The sequence below is a fragment of the Bartonella sp. AP40SXNS genome (assembly GCF_042195825.1).
GTDB lineage: Bacteria > Pseudomonadota > Alphaproteobacteria > Rhizobiales > Rhizobiaceae > Bartonella.
In genome coordinates this window covers 42931-61729 of the sequence record NZ_JBHIPB010000003.1, presented here as the reverse complement: position 1 = coordinate 61729, position 18799 = coordinate 42931, and the positions used below count along the sequence as shown (strand labels likewise).

Genomic DNA, 18799 nt, shown 5'->3' with positions numbered 1-18799 from the left:
TACATAGATTTGCAATAAGAAGAACGGACAATATTCAGCTTTCTCATTCAACATGAAAACAATGATAAGACTTATAAATCAAAGCCTTGATCCACTATAATGCCCGATGAGACATGCGTGATAATGATAAGTAAATATTCTCACTGAGCTTTTTTGAGATTTCCTTCTAAAAAAAATACTGCCAACAAGTAAATCAATAAATAAACAGCAAAAATATAAACGAGCGAGAAAAAGCCAAACATATCGACCATATACGCACTCATGTAAAAAAATACCAAGAGGCTCAATCTTCCAACGGTTGACAAGAAAGATTCATATGTAGCCCTGAAATGATCACTAATACTATCATGCAAAACAACTTCTACACGAAGATATGTATACTTAATGAGATAAAAAATCATACAGACTAAAATGACAGCAATTTCTTTTCTTGGTTCAAAGAAAGCAACGGTAAAAATCAGTGAAGCTGAAAGAAACAACAGTAAAATAAAATTCACTCTTTCACTTAGTTTTGTAAAGAGAAAACTAGCCAAGAGCTGAGAGAACAATATAAGTGAAAATGTCACACCAAGATCAAAATAAGTGACAATAATATTATGATCTTTAAATATCCACTGCCAATACTGCGAGAATATATTGAAAAAAATCAATGAAAAATAAAAGCATAAAGAGATATAAGGAACTTTAATAAAAATAGACAACATCTCTTTAGCATCATAAATGAGAGAATTCGCTTTATTTGGTTTTTTCTCCCCCTTCAAATCATCAAGAAAAAACAAACCAAATAGTGTTGTCATCAACATTAAAAACGCCGCGATATACCATATATATTGGCTCGAATAATCAGCAAAATAAGCACCGATCAAACTGAATATAAACATGCCGATGTAATTATATTGAGAGCTGGAACCAAGCACTTTTTTAGTGGATGTCAATTTTGCTTTTGCATATTGAACAAGTAAAGCATTATAAGCCCCCGCAATCAATGTCAACGATAAGGCATTAAAAGATTCTGCCAAAAGAAATCCATAAAAGCTTGTAGAAAATCCCATGAGACATAGCCATGTAGCAGCAAAAGCCGCTGCCAAAACAATCGATATTTTATAACTTTTTCGATCAGCAAAATATCCCAGAGGAATATCGGTAACCATCATAATAAAAGCCTGAAACGACTTAATGATCCCGATATCAATAAGCGTTAAGCCTTTTTCAAGCATATAAAAGACAATAAAGGCACCTGTTAAAATTCTTATACCGTTAAATAAAAATCCAAATGCTAATATACTGGTCATGCATTCCCCCAATAACACCCAAAAAGGCACCATATACATCATTTTATATCAATATAAAAAGCTTATATTTCACGACAAATAGGGCAATAACCGCTATAAGGATCTCCAACCCTATCAATTTGATACCCCGAAAAATTCTGGGAAAATGCCTAAAAAATCAATAAACAATGTTCTTTCTATAATTTGACATTTGTCAAAATCCGCTAAATATTTCACTGTCTCAAAAGCAGCCCAAAAACCAGCAACAACATTTACGGATCTATTAAAGTATTCATATCATTTTGCTTAATAGTCTTAACACACTCAAGCTCATTAATATCCTTCATAACCTTCTCATTCTAAAACAGGCATATCATCTGGTTTTACCTAAAATAATAAGCAACCAACAACAGTATTGACCATAGCTAAAGCAGCACACAACAGCACCCTCTTCACATTGAAGACAGCTTGTTTAAAAAAACGACACACCCTTTTTACTTCAACCTTATGCGATTTTTACCTCAACCTTGCCCAAAGCGTGTATGAATATAATCACTCAAAAGCGCTTCAAATTCTTCAGCAATGTGATCACCCCGCAAAGTTTTTACCTTTTGTCCCTCAATAAAAACAGGTGCCGCTGGACTTTCCCCCACTCCAGGCAAAGAGATTCCAATATCCGCATGTTTTGACTCCCCCGGTCCATTGACGATACATCCCATCACAGCCACCTTCAAACTTTCAACCCCAGGATATTTTTCACGCCAAACGGGCATATTTTTGTGTAAATCCGTTTCAATTTTTTGTGCCAATTGCTGAAATACTGTCGAGGTCGTGCGACCACATCCAGGACAAGCAGCAACAACAGGCAAAAATTGTCGAAACCCCATTACTTGCAAAAGTTCTTGTGCAACTTTGACTTCTCGTGTTCGATCACCACCAGGTTCAGGAGTTAATGAAATTCGTATCGTATCGCCAATCCCTTGCTGTAATAAAATGCCCAAAGCCACCGAAGAAGCCACAACCCCTTTTGTTCCCATCCCTGCTTCTGTCAAACCCAAATGGAGTGCATAATCACAACGCTCTGCCAGGGCAATATAGACAGCAATAAGATCTTGGACATCACTCACTTTAGCAGAAAGAATAATTTTATCACGTCCCAATCCTAACTCTTCTGCTAAAGCAGCCGAAAGCAAAGCCGACTGAACAACAGTTTCCCGCATCACTTCAGCCACAGATAAGGGTTTTTCTTGCTGTGCATTTTCATCCATAAGCCGTGTTAACAACGCATTATCAAGAGAACCCCAATTCACACCAATGCGAATAGGTTTATGATACCTACAAGCAATCTCTATAATTTCCGCAAATTGGCGATCTTTTTTTGCACCAAAGCCAACATTTCCAGGATTGATGCGATATTTTGCAAGCGCCTCAGCACACGCAGGATGCTCTGATAAAAGCTTATGACCAATATAATGAAAATCCCCCACCAATGGGATAAAAAAACCTAACCTCTCCAATCGCTCCCGTATTTTTGGGACAGCAGCTGCTGCTTCATCGCGATCAACAGTAATCCGAACCAATTGAGACCCAGCTTGCCAAAGAGCAGAAACCTGCGCAACAGTTGCATCAACATCCGCTGTATCTGTATTGGTCATTGACTGGACAACAATCGGGCTCTCCCCCCCAACGATCACATCACCAACAGCAACACCAACAGACCGACGACGCTCAAGTGGTTTAGATAAAGGATAGGTCGTACTCATCAAGTCCTCAAATTTTTAAAACCTGCGCTATCAATCATCGTTTATATCGACTTCCTTCGCGCTTCAAAGGACGAAAATTACACCGCCCACCAATCTTAACAGATTGCTCTCAAAAGGTTCTACCTACTAACACTGAAGCAAATCAACCCATAGGGACTCTTCATTCTATAAACACACCAGATCCGTTTCACAATTCCTGTTCAAGTTTATACTTTTACACTTGGTTGCTCCAAAAAGAAACTGAAATCAAACAGAGATAATATCGTATTTTAAGTTGCATGTTTATACTCTACATCAACATCATCGCAGAACAGTATTTTACAACACACTAGATAACGCTTATCAAAGCGCAATTTAAAAAAATGCATGAAAGACACCGCCAAATTAATCCAACATATTGATTTGTAATAATCTATTTTTTACAAATTTGAATGGCAAACCCAAATATCGTAAGATTTTCTCATTTTAAATCTTCTTAATTGAATCAATCCATGCCACTCCCTACAGCCACAAGAGAATAGATAGATAAAAATTTCTTATAAACTATTTCAAGTGCCAAAAGTTATCCCAACACTTTAAACAAACAAAAAAATGAAGACATCGCCCACCATCTTTATGAATGAACCTTACACCATTTTGTAAAAATTTTTACCTTACATCCTTAACAAACGCCATCATGCAATGAATCCGAGCCCATTAGAAAATGCCTCATTAAACCCAAACTCTTAGTTTTCATTTCATCCACAAGCCGCATAATCAATGCAACCTTTCAATTTTCAAGCCGTTATAGCAAAACCCCAAACACAATTCCAACGATCATGCAACAATTTAACATATGAAGGAGTCAATAAATGTGTCTATTTTCACCCCATAGAAAAAATGCTAAAATTAAAAAACGTATAGCACAATTAAAAAGAGAGCTGGTTCCCGTAAATTATTGGAGTTCTCAAAATGATAGCTTTGAAAACATTTCTGAGCTGTTTAACACATGGAAACAAAAAGGCCGTCACGCACTTTATCACCTCAACGAACATGCTACAGAATTAAAGAAAAAAGCGAAAGAAAATCCTAAAAAAACCCTCGCATTAGCAGCAGGAGTCGTTTTAGTAAGCTTCTTGCTGATCCGTAAAAATTAATAACACAAGCAACAACCTCCCCTTTTAATGCCCGACTCAAAACGGGCATTTTTATGGTTTACAAAATATAAACTTTACGTCTTCCTCCTAACTTTACGCCCTCTCCCAAAAGGATAAGTTTTTCATCCGCCTCATCCGTCTTTGACTTCCTCCCCACACCTCAAAGAATGGAGATTGCTACCAGTCACCGGACTGTCAACAGTCCAGCATCTCTCGGCAGGCTTCACCTGCTGACCATTTCCGCGGTTCACTTTATAGGCGCGATAGACAAGCCCTGCCCTGAATACTGATCACGATATCTAAAAAACTCTTAATATGTAAAGCTTGTCATGCCTTATATCACCGCTCTAAACAACGCTGTTTTACGGCATAACAGGATAATCCAACTTTTTATCTCGCAGACTCTTCCGCTGTCCACCCATGTGGTTCGTATCACCTCACCTCAAAGGACAATGTTGCTAGAAACTACAGGCACACAGCTTTCAATATTCCATCCCTCTACTACTGGGTTATTTCAAAAGAAATAGAAACGATTAAAAATGCATGCGCTTTAATGTTTTAAAAAGCATTATTTTACAGCATAACAAATAAGAACTTTAAGAGCTTTAAAAGATGTATCATAACAAACCAAACGAAATCTTCCAACGTGAATACCCACTTGCTATAAAAAAGTGGCATAAAAATTAAACTGAAAAAACCCAAAATTTTATCCTCCAGAATCAACTCGCTGCGAAGTATCTACATACGTAACCACGGACATCCCAGGAATGAGCTTTTCAATTCCTTCCTGCCCAGGATCTAAAGCAATCCGTACTGAAATACGTTGCGCAATTTTGATAAAATTACCTATTGTCGTATCCGTTTTTAACAATGAAAATTCTGAGCCTGTAGCAGGTGCAAAACGAACCACACGCCCTGTTAACTTTTTGTTGTTCAATGCATCAACAGAAAAAACAACTGGTTGTCCCACACGCATCTGAGAAAGCTGTGTTTCCTTATAATTAGCAATAATCCAAATATCATCAGAAATAACAGAGACCAATTGCGTACCGGGCATAACATATTGCCCTACCCGCGCTCCAACTAATCCAATATAGCCTGTTCGAGGAGATAAAATCTTTGTATGATCAAGATTAAGTTTTGCCAACTCAACACTCACCTTTGCTCCCGCAATTTCTGACTGTAAACTTTGCCGTTCAAGATTTAATTGTTTTTGCAATTGTCGTTTTGTTTCCAATGCCGTCAAGAGTTGTGAAAAAGGACGAGAAACAGAACTTTCCGTATCACCAAAACCTAACTTTTTACTTTCAGGGACAATATTGGAGAATGCTCGTGAACGCGCCAATTCAACTTCTGCAGCATTAATTTCGCCCTGCAAAAGCTGTGCTTGCAATTCAATACTTGCTAGTTTTGCATTTTTTGAATCGAGAATAGCCTGTGCCCGTGCAAGCTGCTGACGAAAAAGAGAATCATCGAGCTCAAAGAGCAACATTCCCTTTTCAACGCGTTGATAATCTTGCACATAAATCCGCGCGATCACCCCAGAGATCTGTGAACTAACCAGCGTAACATTGCCCTTAATGGAAGCATTATCCGTTATTTGGATGTGACTCACAAAAGGAGGAAGTCTCCAAGCCCATAAAATCAGTAAAACACCCGTAATACCTGATAGGAATGCAATAATTGTAGCTTTTGATCGTAATGCTTTTATCATTTTTTGCACCCCTCTTTCTATGACATTACTCTACTTTTCTAATGCTCGCAAAGAGCATGACTTAACAATCATTGTGACAAGAAAAATAACGAATGCAATCATTGAAATATAAAAATAAAGCCTAAAAACGTCATCATAAGCAAAAATATTTGCTGTTAACTTAAATTTTTCTATCAACATAGAAGTACCCTGCTCACTCCCCAAGCCATTGGGAACAGAGACACCATAAGAAGGCGAAAACAAAGTATTCATCTCACCAGAAATAAGTGGATCAGTAACAACAATATTTTGTGTTAAAGACTCAAAGTTCTTATGGGCAAAATAAAACTGTAGGCTGCCAAAAAAAGCAGACCCCATCAATCCCCCTGTCACTTGCGTTAACAAAAAAACAGCAATAAAGCTTAAAACATAACGCGGACCTCTCTCACCAGCGAGCACAAACCCTTTGAAAAGAGCAGGCGGCAAAAACAGTGCATAACTAAAACTCACCAATCCTTGGCTCAACATCATATCTTGCGGACGCGTTAAATGGTTTACACGACTATCTAAATAAGCTCCCAGCGCCAAACAACCCAAAGATAACAAATAAAAATAATCCTCACGCCCCGCTCGTAAAAAAAAGACGCAAACAGCTCCCCCTAACAAAATACCTAGTACCACAGCAAGATACATGGGCGCCATCTCACGATTAAGCAAACCAAAAAGATTAAAAAAGCCTACGGGCAAATTTGACCGTTCTAACAAGAAAACATGAAAGATAAATAAAATAAAAACAGATTGGACCATTTCCTTACTGAAAATCCACCGGAGATCAATCAACGGTTTTTCTCTATTAAGCTCAATAATAATAGCAATAGCCAATGAGAAAATGGCAAGTGCGAGCCCCCAACCAATCCATGGTGCTTCATACCACCAATACAATATGCCAACAGACATAATCACGGCATTTAATCCAAGACCAAGAGCAATCAAACCATAGCTTATCCAATCTAACTTTTGAATCACCTTACTGCGAACAACAGGCGTTAGGGGCAAAGTATAGATACAAACCAAGCTGATGAGAACCAATCCCATTTCCAGCGCGGAAAGACTGGAAAAACCACCATGTTCCAGCAAATCAGGAGAAATCAAACGTGATAAAGGTGCCGCTAAAGCAGCATTCATATAATTCAAGCTAAGACCAATAGTAAACTTCTTTGCTGGAGCAAAAGCCTCCATCATATAAAGCAGAGCAAGCGAAGCCAAAGGTGCAGCAGCAATCCCAGCAAAAAAGCGAATAATCAATGCAGAACGCAAATCCGTAACAAAGAGCTGTAAAACACAAACCAAAACGAAGCCAAGGATTGATAATTCAGCAAAAGCGCGCAACCCAAATTGATAGCGAATTTTGATCAACATAATCGCTATACTTACATTTGGCGCCATATAGGCCGCTACCAACCATGTTGTCTCGGTCAAAGTTGCGTGAAAATCACCGGTCAGATGGACAATGTTAGACTGAACAATATTAGCCCCTAAACCATAAGCCCATTGCAAAATAAGAGAAGCCAAAATATAAACAAAGCACTTTGGCAAAGGCCCTGCAAAAACACGACCAGGACGAGGAAAAGGTTTTCCGCTCCTTTTAGCAGACACAACCGTACTCTTTTTCCCGCTCATGTCACCTTTTCCTGTCTACCCTTGCTACGCCTCTATCAACGAAGAACCATCAGCTGACAATTGCTGGAAAAAAGCCTCTATTTTATGTTTATCCTCATCACTTGCTCCCCCCTTTAACATCGCTTGAACTTGCAAAATCTGCTGTTCTAATACATCAAAAGAAAGATGCTCTACAGTCACAACATGCTCTACCAATAAAGAGCAGCCTGAAAAGGTAATATTTGCAACACCTCCACATACAGCAAATAATTTCTCACCTAAAGAAGTGCGAACACGAACACTTCCCAACACAATACTTGCCACCAATGGCGCATGATGCGCCATAACTGTTAAAGAACCTGAAGCTGAAGGAAGAACAACAGACACGACCTGATCTGAAAACACAATTTTTTCAGGCGATACAAGCTCAAACAAAAAATGCTCTTCTCTATTGTTTTCCACAAAAGTCTCCACAATACCCGATATAAGGACTTTCCGTTTTTTTAACGACTCGTCCTTTTTAACGACAAAATATTCATGACAGTTTTCTTCTTAATAAGAAATTTCCTACTAAGAAGCCTCTGCCATAAGACGCTTTCCTTTTTCAAGTGCTTCATCAATCGAACCAACCATATAAAAAGCAGCTTCTGGCAAATCATCATAATCGCCAGCACAAAGACCTTTAAAACCTTTGATTGTCTCTTCTAAAGGGACGAGTTTTCCCGGTGAACCAGTAAAGGCTTCCGCCACATGGAAAGGTTGCGAAAGGAAACGTTCAATTTTACGTGCCCGTCCCACCAGCAATTTGTCGTCTTCAGAAAGTTCATCCATTCCAAGAATAGCAATAATATCCTGAAGTGCCCTATAACGTTGTAAAATAGTTTGCACTTGACAAGCAACCGTATAATGCTCTTCCCCCACAATCAATGGATCCAACATACGCGAGAAAGAGTCAAGCGGATCAACCGCTGGATAGATTCCCTTTTCAGCAATAGAGCGCGAAAGAACTGTCGTTGCATCCAAATGGGCAAAAGACGTTGCGGGTGCTGGATCTGTCAAGTCATCTGCAGGAACATAAATCGCTTGAACAGAGGTAATAGAGCCTGTTTTTGTACTGGTAATACGTTCTTGCAAAGCCCCCATATCCGTTGCCAAAGTTGGCTGATACCCCACAGCAGAAGGAATACGCCCTAAAAGAGCAGACACCTCAGCTCCTGCTTGCGTGAAACGGAAAATATTATCCACAAAGAAAAGAACATCTTGTCCTTCATCACGGAAACTTTCCGCAATTGTCAATCCTGAAAGAGCCACACGCGCACGTGCTCCTGGGGGTTCATTCATTTGCCCGTAAACAAGCGCACATTTTGATCCTTCCGTTGAACCATTATTCTCTCTTGGATTCACATTCACGCGACTTTCGATCATTTCATAATAAAGATCATTTCCTTCACGCGTACGTTCTCCCACACCAGCAAATACGGAATAACCACCGTGTGCCTTTGCAATATTGTTTATAAGTTCCATAATGAGAACGGTTTTTCCAACACCAGCACCACCAAACAAGCCAATTTTACCCCCTTTAGAATAAGGAGCTAACAAATCCACGACTTTAATACCAGTGACGAGAATTTCTGAAACCGTTGATTGCTCAACATATTCAGGCGCTTCTTGGTGAATAGAACGCGTTTTAGTTGCAGGAATTGGTCCCACATTATCCACCGGCTCTCCAATCACATTCATAATACGTCCCAATGTTGCTTCTCCTACAGGAACGCTAATTTGCGTTCCTGTATCCACAACCTTTTGGCCCCGCATCAGACCATCAGTTGTATCCATAGCAATCGTACGCACAGTATTTTCACCCAAATGCTGTGCAACTTCCAACACCAAACGATTGCCTAAATTCTCTGTTTCCAAAGCATTGAGAATATTTGGCAATGCGCCTTCAAATTGCACATCAACGACAGCACCAATAACCTGCTTGATCACACCAACAGCGCCTTTTGCCTGCTCTTCTTTTTTTGCGGATATATCTTTTTTTACAGGCGTATCTTTAGCTGCACTACGCGCAGATGCAGACGAAGCCTTAACACCCGCTTGAGATTTCGAAGCGGCTTTTTTCACGCTGGAACGAGCAACTGGTTTCTTTTTTTCACCTTTTTCTGTTCCTTTGCTTGAGGTTACTGCTTTTACCATCAATCCTTACCTTTTCCATTTAAAGCGCTTCAGCGCCCGCAATAATTTCGATCAATTCTGTCGTAATCTGTGCCTGACGCTGACGATTATAAGCCACCGTCAATTTATTAATCATTTCACCTGCATTGCGCGATGCATTGTCCATAGCCGTCATCTTTGCGCCCATTTCACCAGCAACATTTTCCAACAAAGCCCGAAAGATTTGCACTGAAAGATTGCGTGGCACAAGCGTCTCTAAAAGAGAAGCAGCATCCGGTTCATACTCATAAACAATCGATTGAGATCCCTTACTATGATCGGTTTGCTCTACAACATCTATTGCCTCAACAACTGCTTTTGGAGCAATCATTGGAATCAAACCAAAAGCTGTCGGTCGCTGATTAATGACGGAAACAAATTCAGAATAAAACAGCGTACAGACATCGAAAGCGCCATCATTGAATAAATCAACAATCCGTTGACTAATCATCACCGCCTCTGCAAAACCAATTCGCTTTACAGCATGCAAATCGATGTGACCAATTATCAAACCTTTGTAATCACGCGATAAAATATCCGCACCTTTTTTACCTACGGTAATAATTTTCACTATTTTACCAGATGCCAACAGTGCTTTAATCTGTTCACGTGCACGACGAGCAATTTGCACATTAAAAGCACCACACAAACCGCGCTCAGCAGTACATACTACCAGGAGATGCACATCATCTCGCCCTGTGCCTCGCATAAGAGCAGGTGCATCAACACCATCCACATCAGCAGCGACACTGGTCAAAATATCAGCCATTCTCTTCGCATAAGGACGAGCAGACTGCGCCGCCTCTTGTGCACGATGTAACCTTGCTGCTGCAACCATCTGCATAGCTTTAGTAATCTTTTGTGTTGCTTTAACCGAAGCGATACGGTCTCTAAGATCCTTTAGTGAGGCCATTCAAGCATTCCATTAATTCATCACGAAAAATTTTTCGCATAAGTGTTAAGAACCGTCATCAACTTATCTTTCAGCTCGTCTGTTAACTGCTTTTGCTCGGCAATTGCCTTTAAGAGATCTTGATAATCACTCCGCAAAAGCACCAAAAGCCCCTGCTCAAACCGCGCAACATCAGAAACCGCTAGAGAATCAAGATAGCCATTCACACCCGCGAAAATAACCACCACCTGTTCTTCTGTTTTGAGTGGAGAAAATTGTGGCTGCTTTAAAAGCTCAGTCAAGCGTGCTCCTCGATTCAACAGACGCTGGGTTGACGCATCCAAATCAGAGCCAAACTGCGCAAAAGCTGCCATTTCACGATATTGCGCCAATTCACCTTTAATCGAGCCGGCAACCTGTTTCATCGCCTTAATTTGTGCAGCAGAACCAACACGCGACACAGAAAGACCAACATTTACAGCGGGACGAATTCCTTGATAAAACAAATTAGTCTCCAGAAAAATTTGCCCATCCGTAATCGAAATCACATTTGTAGGGATATAGGCGGAAACATCATTTGCTTGCGTTTCAATGACTGGCAAAGCTGTCAAAGACCCAGATCCATTTTCTGCATTCAACTTCGCAGCCCGCTCTAAAAGACGCGAATGAAGATAGAAAACATCTCCCGGATAAGCTTCACGACCTGGAGGACGACGTAACAAAAGAGACATTTGACGATAAGCCACCGCCTGTTTTGACAAGTCATCATAACCGATCAAAGCATGTTGCCCATTATCACGAAAATATTCGCCCATAGCACATCCGGCAAGAGGCGCAATAAATTGCAATGGCGCTGGATCAGAAGCGGTTGCCGCCACAATAATAGAATATTCCAGTGCTCCACGTTCTTCCAAAACTTTAACGAACTGCGCCACCGTCGAACGTTTTTGACCGATAGCGACATAAATGCAATAAACTTTATCTTGCTCTCGTCCAGCCTCTTTTTCATGAAAAGGCTTTTGGTTTAAAAATGTATCGAGCAAAATCGCTGTTTTTCCTGTCTGGCGATCACCAATCACTAATTCACGCTGCCCCCGTCCAATGGGGATGAGTGCGTCAATCGCTTTCAATCCGGTCGACATCGGTTCATGCACAGACTGACGCGGAATAATTCCAGGCGCCTTAACATCAACACGACGACGTTCTGTTGCTTTAATGGGTCCCTTACCATCGATAGGATTTCCCAATGCATCAACCACACGCCCAAGCAAAGCGGGACCCACAGGAACATCCACAATAGCACCCAATCGTTTTACACAATCCCCTTCACGGATATCGCGATCTGAGCCAAAAATGACCACACCAACATTATCAATTTCCAAATTGAGAGCCATACCGCGCACACCGTTTGGAAAAGCAACCATTTCCCCTGCTTGGACATTATCCAAACCATAAACGCGGGCGATACCATCCCCAACAGAGAGAACCCAACCAATTTCTGAAACCTCAGCCTTTTGGTCAAAGTTTTTGATTTGCTCTTTTAGAATTTTTGAAATTTCAGATGGTCTAATATCCATCAGCTGACCTCTTTTTTCAATGCAAGCTTAAGCGAAGACAATTTTGTTAGAAGGGACGTATCAATTTGAGACGCCCCCACACGAACGATTAATCCACCAAGAATCGTTGGATCCACAATGATGTGTAGCAAAACTTTTCCCCCGACGACACTTTCCAAAGCCTCACACAATTCTTGTCTTTGTTGAGAACTTAAGGAGCGCGCAGAAATAATTTGTGCTGTTACTTGATTACGAGCGCGTGCAACACAACGTTGAAAAGCATGTAAAATACCAAATACGGCACTAAGCCTACGGTTTGCTGCAATAACGCGTAAAAAATTACCAATAACCTGCCCTGCGTTTTTATCAGCAAATTTGATGTTTTCACAAATAGATTGCATCACCTTAATTTGCTCTTTGACTGAAAAGAATGGACTGAGCACAAAGCGTTTTAAATCTTCATTTTGCTCCAAGACAAGCAAAATTTTTTCCACTGCCTTTTCAACCTTTTCAACGTTTCCGGCTTCTTGAACGCAATCAAAAAGCGCTTGCGCATAGCGTTGATCTACCAACGGCAGCGGTATGAGAGAAAATGAATCCGACACGAAATACCGCCTCTTTCCCTTGAGCGACTCTCTGATAGTTATCAGATGAAATGAAACAGACACTCTCCATTTTAAGAATCTTCTTCTTAAAATCTAGAATAAAAATCACTTGGTTTCTAGCATAGACATAACTGACTCGCAACACCACAAATCGCTGCTTTTTAAAAATTTTAATAAAATATTCAAAATATTTTTGAAAAGTATTTTTTTTAGATATACAGGATGGCATCACAGTTTTTTTATGCCTCTTTTTGACATTCTCTGAGCGATTTTTTTCACTCTCTTTAATTTTACTCCCAATGCTCTTTCCACCCCCAAAAAACGGTTCTTCCTTAACATTAAAGATCAGCCTCTTATCACCATAAGAGCTTTTGCGAGAAGCAACTATGCATTGCCTCACACTTTTGTTTATTGCGTTCTAGAATGGGATTACATCCCTCACGAGAACAGCACGCCATTGGGTTGCAATTTAACAGGCTTGTTTTAAAGAGACATCTCTCAAAGCTCCCAAGCCCATTTATGACAGCACCCATAAATGGTATAACAGTAAATCCATTGAGCCCCCATCTTTAAGCTTATGAAGAAACAAGCATTCCCCACACCACACACTTTGCCCAGTTCCCAATATTGCGACAGCCCTTGGCATTAGAGACGATTCATAAGAAGCACTTTTACTCCTTATCTTCTATAGTTTCACTCCACATACTCAATTCCCGCTTGTTATGTACAAGCGAATAATTTTGATTGATTTAACATACACAGGTTTGAAACGAGAGAAGCTTACGATATTCGAAACTCTCATTCAACATATAAAACAATGCATTATCCTTATAAACAAGGCTGCGACTGCAAAAATGTGTTATTTCAAACTCATAAGCAAGAAAAAATAACGGATATCCCTCTTAAAATTAAGAAAAATTTGATCTTTTTTCTTCAAATACCCACGCTTCTGAAAACATTTCACCAAATTATTTCCTTTTAAAAACACTTTTTAAATATACAACTTAAATATACAATGCATTGATTTATAATGATAATGCTTCTTTCTTCATACTGACCCCAACATCGTAAGATTCTCTCATTTCAAATCCTTTGATCAAAATCATTCTCTTGCTCCATTACAAGTAAGGAAGATGGATAAAATGATTAAAGAAAAAACATCTCTTATAAACGCTCTCAAGGACCAAGAGCTTTCGTAAGATTAAGAGCTAAAATAATATAATGGTGCCAACCAGTACTTTATAAAATAAAGGTGGTACTCCCTAACGGCTTCTGCATTCATGAAAGCCCTTACATTATATTATTCACGGATAACATCGTAAAATGAATTCGAGCGTACTGAGAAACATTTACTTAAACAAGAAATGTAACAATACAATAATATTCTGTTTTGGTTGCTCTGCTTTGCATGAAAAACGCAACCCCATTAAAAAATGAGGGTAATAAAAGCGTGAAGAACTGGAACAGCTCCATGATAAAAAATATTGCTATGAACGCTTTTAAAACGATAAAATCAAATAAAAAAGATGGTAACGATAGACGCTCATTTTTACCTTTACGCTCCAAAATGAATCTGTGTTCTCATCAAAGATAAATAAAGCAGATATAATATTTTTCACTCTAATTGGGTATAACATCAAAAACACGATCTTCATTAAATCCACACCCTTCATTTTAATATTGCGCAGGCTTTAGAAAAAGCTTTATGGATCAATATCAACTTGAACCAAAACAGAACTGGGCATTTTGAAGTATACCGCTAAGCATTGCCCCCTTATCCAAAGAATATTGCTCCTAAAATAAAAAAAGCAGCAAAAACTGAAAACGATAACGCCCCCGAACCAGAGCCAAAGGCGCTTCTGCTGGTCCCATAACAGAGATATTTTTTTCCCGTGGCGCTGCTTAATGCAATGTACATATATCATATTTTGCTGCTTGGATGCTTATTCTGAATAATAAGAAGAGTTCAAGTAAAGCACCTTAAGCAAAGAGACCTTCACTTTATGCGATACTGGTTTTAGAAAAAGCTTTGCGGATCAATATCAATTTGAACCCGAACGGAACTGGGCATTTTGGGTATACCACTAAGCATTACACGTATAAACCCTTGTATATCAAAAGAGCGCTGTCCTTTCAGCAAAAGCCGAAAACGATAACGCCCCCGAACCAAAGCCAAAGGCGCTTCTGCTGGTCCCATAACAGAGATATTTTTTTCCCGTGGCGCTGCTTGACGCAATGCGCGCGCATAATGTTCTGCTGCTTGGCGCTGTTGTGCCGACACAATCAAAGAGGCAAGCCGCCCATAGGGGGGCAAATGATAATGCTGACGTGCTGCAATCTCACGTGTGTAAAAATCTTCTGGCTGGCATGCAAGTAAGGCTTTGATGACCGGATGATCTGGTTGATAGGTTTGCAATAATCCTAAACTCTTCAATCCCACACGCCCTGCTCTTCCGGTAACTTGAGAAAGCAGCTGATAGGTACGTTCACTTGCGCGTAAATCGCCATTGGCAAGACCAAGATCAGCATCAATAACACCAACCAGAGAGAGCTTGGGAAAATGATGTCCTTTAGCGACCAGCTGTGTTCCAATAATAATGTCCACATCGCCATTGGCAATGGCTTGCAATTCGCTTCGCAACTGCCCAATCCCTCCTTTAAGATCTGTTGAAAGAATCAATGATCGCGCTTGAGGAAAAAGCATCTGTGTTTCTTCGGCAATTCTTTCCACACCCGGTCCGCAAGCCACAAGATGATCTAAGGTTCCGCATTCAGGACAGGCTTCAGGAAGTGGTTCATGATATCCACAATGATGACATTTCAGTTGCCCTTGCGCGCGATGTTCTACCAACCAACTTGAACAATCGTTACAATGAAAACGATGTCCGCAAATTCGGCATAAAGTTAAAGGTGCATAACCACGGCGATTAAGAAAAAGAAGAGCTTGTTCACCCTTATCAAGCGTTTGTTTTAAAGCTCTTTCAAGAGCAAAGGAAATAAAGCGCCCCTTTTGTACCCCTCCTTGACGCATATCAACCACCCGCAACTGTGGAAGTGCGACTTCTTTAAAACGGGATGGTAAATGCACCTTTTGATAACGCCCTTTTAAAACATTGGCTTGGCTTTCAATCGACGGTGTGGCTGAGGATAAAATAACAGGAAAATGCTCAAAAGAGCCCCGAGCAACTGCCATATCACGCGCATGATAAAAAATGCGCTCTTCTTGTTTATAAGCGCTATCATGTTCTTCATCGACAACAATTAAGCCAAGCTCAGGAAAGGGAAGAAAAAGCGCCGAACGAGCCCCAGCCACAACACGCACCCGCCCTTCTGCAACTTGCCGCCAGACGCGTTCTCTACGACGTGGCGTCAAATCAGAATGCCATTCTGCTGCCGCAGCGCCAAAGCGCGCATAAAAACGATCTAAAAACTGCTGAGTTAAAGCAATTTCCGGCAATAAAATTAAAACCTGCTTACCCCCTTTGAAGGCTTGAGCAACCGCTTCAAAATAAACTTCTGTCTTTCCAGATCCAGTCACACCATCAAGCAAAAAAACTTTAAACTGAGAAGATAAAACACCTTCCCGCAATACTGTTGCTGCTTCATTTTGCGCTCCCTGCAACTGAGGAGGACAAAAATCAGGATCAGGCATTTCCACAAGGTCAGGAGCAGGAACCATAACATCTTCGAAAACCCCTAGAGCTTTTAAACCTTCAACAACAGAAACCGAAGTTCCAGCCGCATGTGCCAGACCAGAACGTGTCCATATCTTCTCATTACGCACCAATTCCAAAATCCGCGATCGCGCTGGTGTGAGACGTTCTACATTTCCACCACAATATCGCAACCCCAGCATCTGCGCTTCCGGCTCTAAAGCAGCCGGTACAGACAAAACCAATCGCGCTACAAGACCAAAAGGTGCCATTGTATAGCGACTAACAAAACGCAAAAATGTGATCATTTCTGTCTTTAATGGGGGGCAATCAAAAACATGAAGAAGAAAGCGTAATTTTTCACGCGCCACAGGTGCAGCCCCTTGCCCATCGGCTCTCTTTTCTTCAACGTCCACAACAAAACCGCAAAGTTCACGCCCCATCACCGGAACCCGAACAAAAGACCCAACGTTCACCTCCATAGAAGATGGAACTTTATAACTATAAGGGTGAGCAACAGGAAGAGGAACCAATACGGATACAATCTTTTCCTCCATCATGTTTGAATTCATCTTTTTAACCAATCTACAACCCCTCGAGCACCAACAGGTCTATACCTATCTTTAAATACTCTTAATTAAAATTCATTGCGGGATTCAATCTTCCCCCCTATCACAGCACTTTTCTCACAAAAATTCTTTTAAACACTCATTCCATCATCAAAGCACCAACAAAAAACCAATCTCATCCTCTATAGCAAAAAAAACAGCGCCATTCTCCAGTGCAAATAAAGCCCATCTACTATAAACATTCAACATGATATCGTAAGTATCCCCCTCCACAACACTATCCCATAGTGCAACTTATTCTTAACACAAAAACTTTTATTTTTTTTGCGCCTCATGTTTCAATTTAATCCTCAATAAACTGATTCATAAAGATAATTCACTTTTTGTATGTTGAATGAAAACCCCTCAATACGATAAATTTTTCTCATTTCAAACCCATCGAGGAACATTTGTAAATCTTTATTAATGAGAGAGTACGCCATGTTTTTGAGTGCCGGTGGGATAATAGTGCGCAAAACCATCGCAATATTTGTCTTGGCAATATTTGTCTTGCTTCATGCCAAAGCGTGGAAACAATGCGTACATTTTTCAACCTAGTTGAAACTACGCAACAACAATACAAGCAATAAGCCGGTACCAACACACACCTTGCCAGCTCGTGGATGTTGCAACAAGCCCCTTGGCACTTAAAATGATTCATAAAAGGTATTTTCTCTTCTTTCTTGGACAGTTTCACTCTCCACGGCTTTTCCCGTTTGTCACCTGCAAGAAAATGATTTTTATTGATTCAACATCAAACAGGTTTAGAATGAGAGAATCTACGATATTCGGCGTTCTCATTCAACATACAAAAAGTGAATTATCTTTATAAATCAATGCAATACAGTACAAAAGTATAGGGTTAAAAAATTGTTTATACAGATTTTTATTGTCAAAAGATCTTTCCAATGAAATTTCTAAGACATTAAACGCTATTTTAGCCCATTTTTCTCATCATCTTATGGAACTTCCAATGATCATAAGTCATTGAGAGTCTTCGCCACATTTCAAAAATGAAGATTCTTAACCCCGCCGATCTATAAATAATGTCCTGTACATAATGTTTTGTAAATAATCCTGCTTCCTAAACGGACTTACAACCTCTTTATGTGGTTCATATCTCCCTCCTAAAGTAAGCTAATTTATAAGATACAGCTCCTTTCTCTAAATATTTATCAAACTCTCATACAAATCCACGCCCTTTTCGCAACGCAAACCATGAATGGTATAATGATAAATCCACTGATCACCACCATCTTTACGCTTCACAAAAGAGTAAACCAGCACCATCACACACCTTGCCAGCTCATGGATGTTACACCCCCCCCTTAGCACTTGAAACAATTCATAAGAAGCATCTTGAGTACTTTCTGAAATACTTATTCCCCGCATTCTGCCCCTCTTATGACGTGCAAACAAGTGATTTTAATTGATTCAATATAAAGCAAAATACGTGATGAGAAAATCTTTCTGTCTTTGGCGTTATAATTCAAGTTAAACAATTATTTATCATTATAAATCAATATGTTGACCATATAAAATACTTCATGCGTAAAATTTTACATGCCTTCTTCAATGGTGTTTTATTACGACACAATGAATCCATTCGTTTTCATCAAAAATAAGGTTAAACGTACCGAAGGTATCTTATGATGCACACTCAAATATCAAGAGCAATCGCAAATAAGAAATGAGCAAAGTGTGTGATAATGCTAGCCTATTTTCATAAGTATAAAAATACCGCTACGC

14 protein-coding genes are annotated in these 18799 nt (G+C 39.9%); 1 reads left to right on the top strand and 13 read right to left on the bottom strand.

Annotated elements, in window-relative coordinates:
- Nucleotides 1-140: 140 nt before the first annotated feature.
- Nucleotides 141-1292 carry an MFS transporter gene (locus ACFILZ_RS02870; RefSeq protein WP_375610303.1) on the bottom strand — a complete coding sequence of 384 codons (1152 nt, stop codon included), beginning with the start codon at nt 1290-1292 and terminating at the stop codon, nt 141-143.
- 500 nt (nt 1293-1792) lie between these two features.
- Nucleotides 1793-3034: a flavodoxin-dependent (E)-4-hydroxy-3-methylbut-2-enyl-diphosphate synthase gene (ispG, locus tag ACFILZ_RS02865; protein ID WP_375610304.1), complete on the bottom strand. Its 1242-nt coding sequence runs from the start codon at nt 3032-3034 to the stop codon at nt 1793-1795.
- Nucleotides 3035-3885: 851 nt separating this feature from the next.
- Between ispG and ACFILZ_RS02860 the strand changes: the two genes are divergently transcribed.
- Entirely contained in the window at nt 3886-4170 is a 285-nt protein-coding gene (locus ACFILZ_RS02860; protein ID WP_375606577.1) for a hypothetical protein, read from the top strand.
- A gap of 706 nt (nt 4171-4876) precedes the next feature.
- Here ACFILZ_RS02860 and ACFILZ_RS02855 read toward each other — a convergent pair.
- The 11 genes from ACFILZ_RS02855 to ACFILZ_RS02805 all read right to left on the bottom strand — a co-directional run bounded on the left by ACFILZ_RS02855 (nt 4877) and on the right by ACFILZ_RS02805 (nt 18340).
- Entirely contained in the window at nt 4877-5884 is a 1008-nt protein-coding gene (locus ACFILZ_RS02855; protein ID WP_375610305.1) for an HlyD family secretion protein, read from the bottom strand.
- A 30-nt stretch (nt 5885-5914) separates the two neighbouring features.
- Nucleotides 5915-7543, bottom strand: a complete 1629-nt coding sequence (locus ACFILZ_RS02850; protein WP_375606579.1) for an MFS transporter — start codon at nt 7541-7543, stop codon at nt 5915-5917.
- Nucleotides 7544-7567: 24 nt separating this feature from the next.
- A complete protein-coding gene (atpC, locus tag ACFILZ_RS02845) occupies nt 7568-7984 on the bottom strand; it encodes an ATP synthase F1 subunit epsilon (protein ID WP_375610306.1) in 417 nt (138 codons plus the stop codon).
- A 108-nt stretch (nt 7985-8092) separates the two neighbouring features.
- Nucleotides 8093-9718 carry a F0F1 ATP synthase subunit beta gene (gene atpD, locus ACFILZ_RS02840; RefSeq protein ID WP_375608611.1) on the bottom strand — a complete coding sequence of 542 codons (1626 nt, stop codon included), beginning with the start codon at nt 9716-9718 and terminating at the stop codon, nt 8093-8095.
- Between the two features lie 19 nt (nt 9719-9737).
- Nucleotides 9738-10649 carry a F0F1 ATP synthase subunit gamma gene (locus ACFILZ_RS02835; RefSeq protein WP_375610307.1) on the bottom strand — a complete coding sequence of 304 codons (912 nt, stop codon included), beginning with the start codon at nt 10647-10649 and terminating at the stop codon, nt 9738-9740.
- Nucleotides 10650-10669: 20 nt separating this feature from the next.
- Complete coding sequence (atpA, locus tag ACFILZ_RS02830) at nt 10670-12205, bottom strand: F0F1 ATP synthase subunit alpha (protein WP_375606583.1); 1536 nt, start codon at nt 12203-12205, stop codon at nt 10670-10672.
- Entirely contained in the window at nt 12205-12789 is a 585-nt protein-coding gene (atpH, locus tag ACFILZ_RS02825; protein WP_375610308.1) for an ATP synthase F1 subunit delta, read from the bottom strand. The genes atpA and atpH overlap by 1 nt, the downstream gene beginning before the upstream one ends.
- 1794 nt (nt 12790-14583) lie before the next feature.
- Nucleotides 14584-14661 (bottom strand): hypothetical protein, encoded by a 78-nt coding sequence (locus ACFILZ_RS02820; protein ID WP_375682341.1) that lies wholly within the window; start codon nt 14659-14661, stop codon nt 14584-14586.
- Nucleotides 14662-14806: 145 nt separating this feature from the next.
- Entirely contained in the window at nt 14807-17014 is a 2208-nt protein-coding gene (locus ACFILZ_RS02815) for a primosomal protein N' (protein WP_375610341.1), read from the bottom strand.
- 147 nt (nt 17015-17161) lie between these two features.
- Nucleotides 17162-17284, bottom strand: coding sequence for a hypothetical protein (locus tag ACFILZ_RS02810; RefSeq protein WP_375610309.1), 123 nt, complete (start codon nt 17282-17284; stop codon nt 17162-17164).
- Nucleotides 17285-18214: 930 nt separating this feature from the next.
- Complete coding sequence (locus ACFILZ_RS02805) at nt 18215-18340, bottom strand: hypothetical protein (RefSeq protein WP_375610310.1); 126 nt, start codon at nt 18338-18340, stop codon at nt 18215-18217.
- Between the last annotated feature and the right edge of the window lie 459 nt (nt 18341-18799).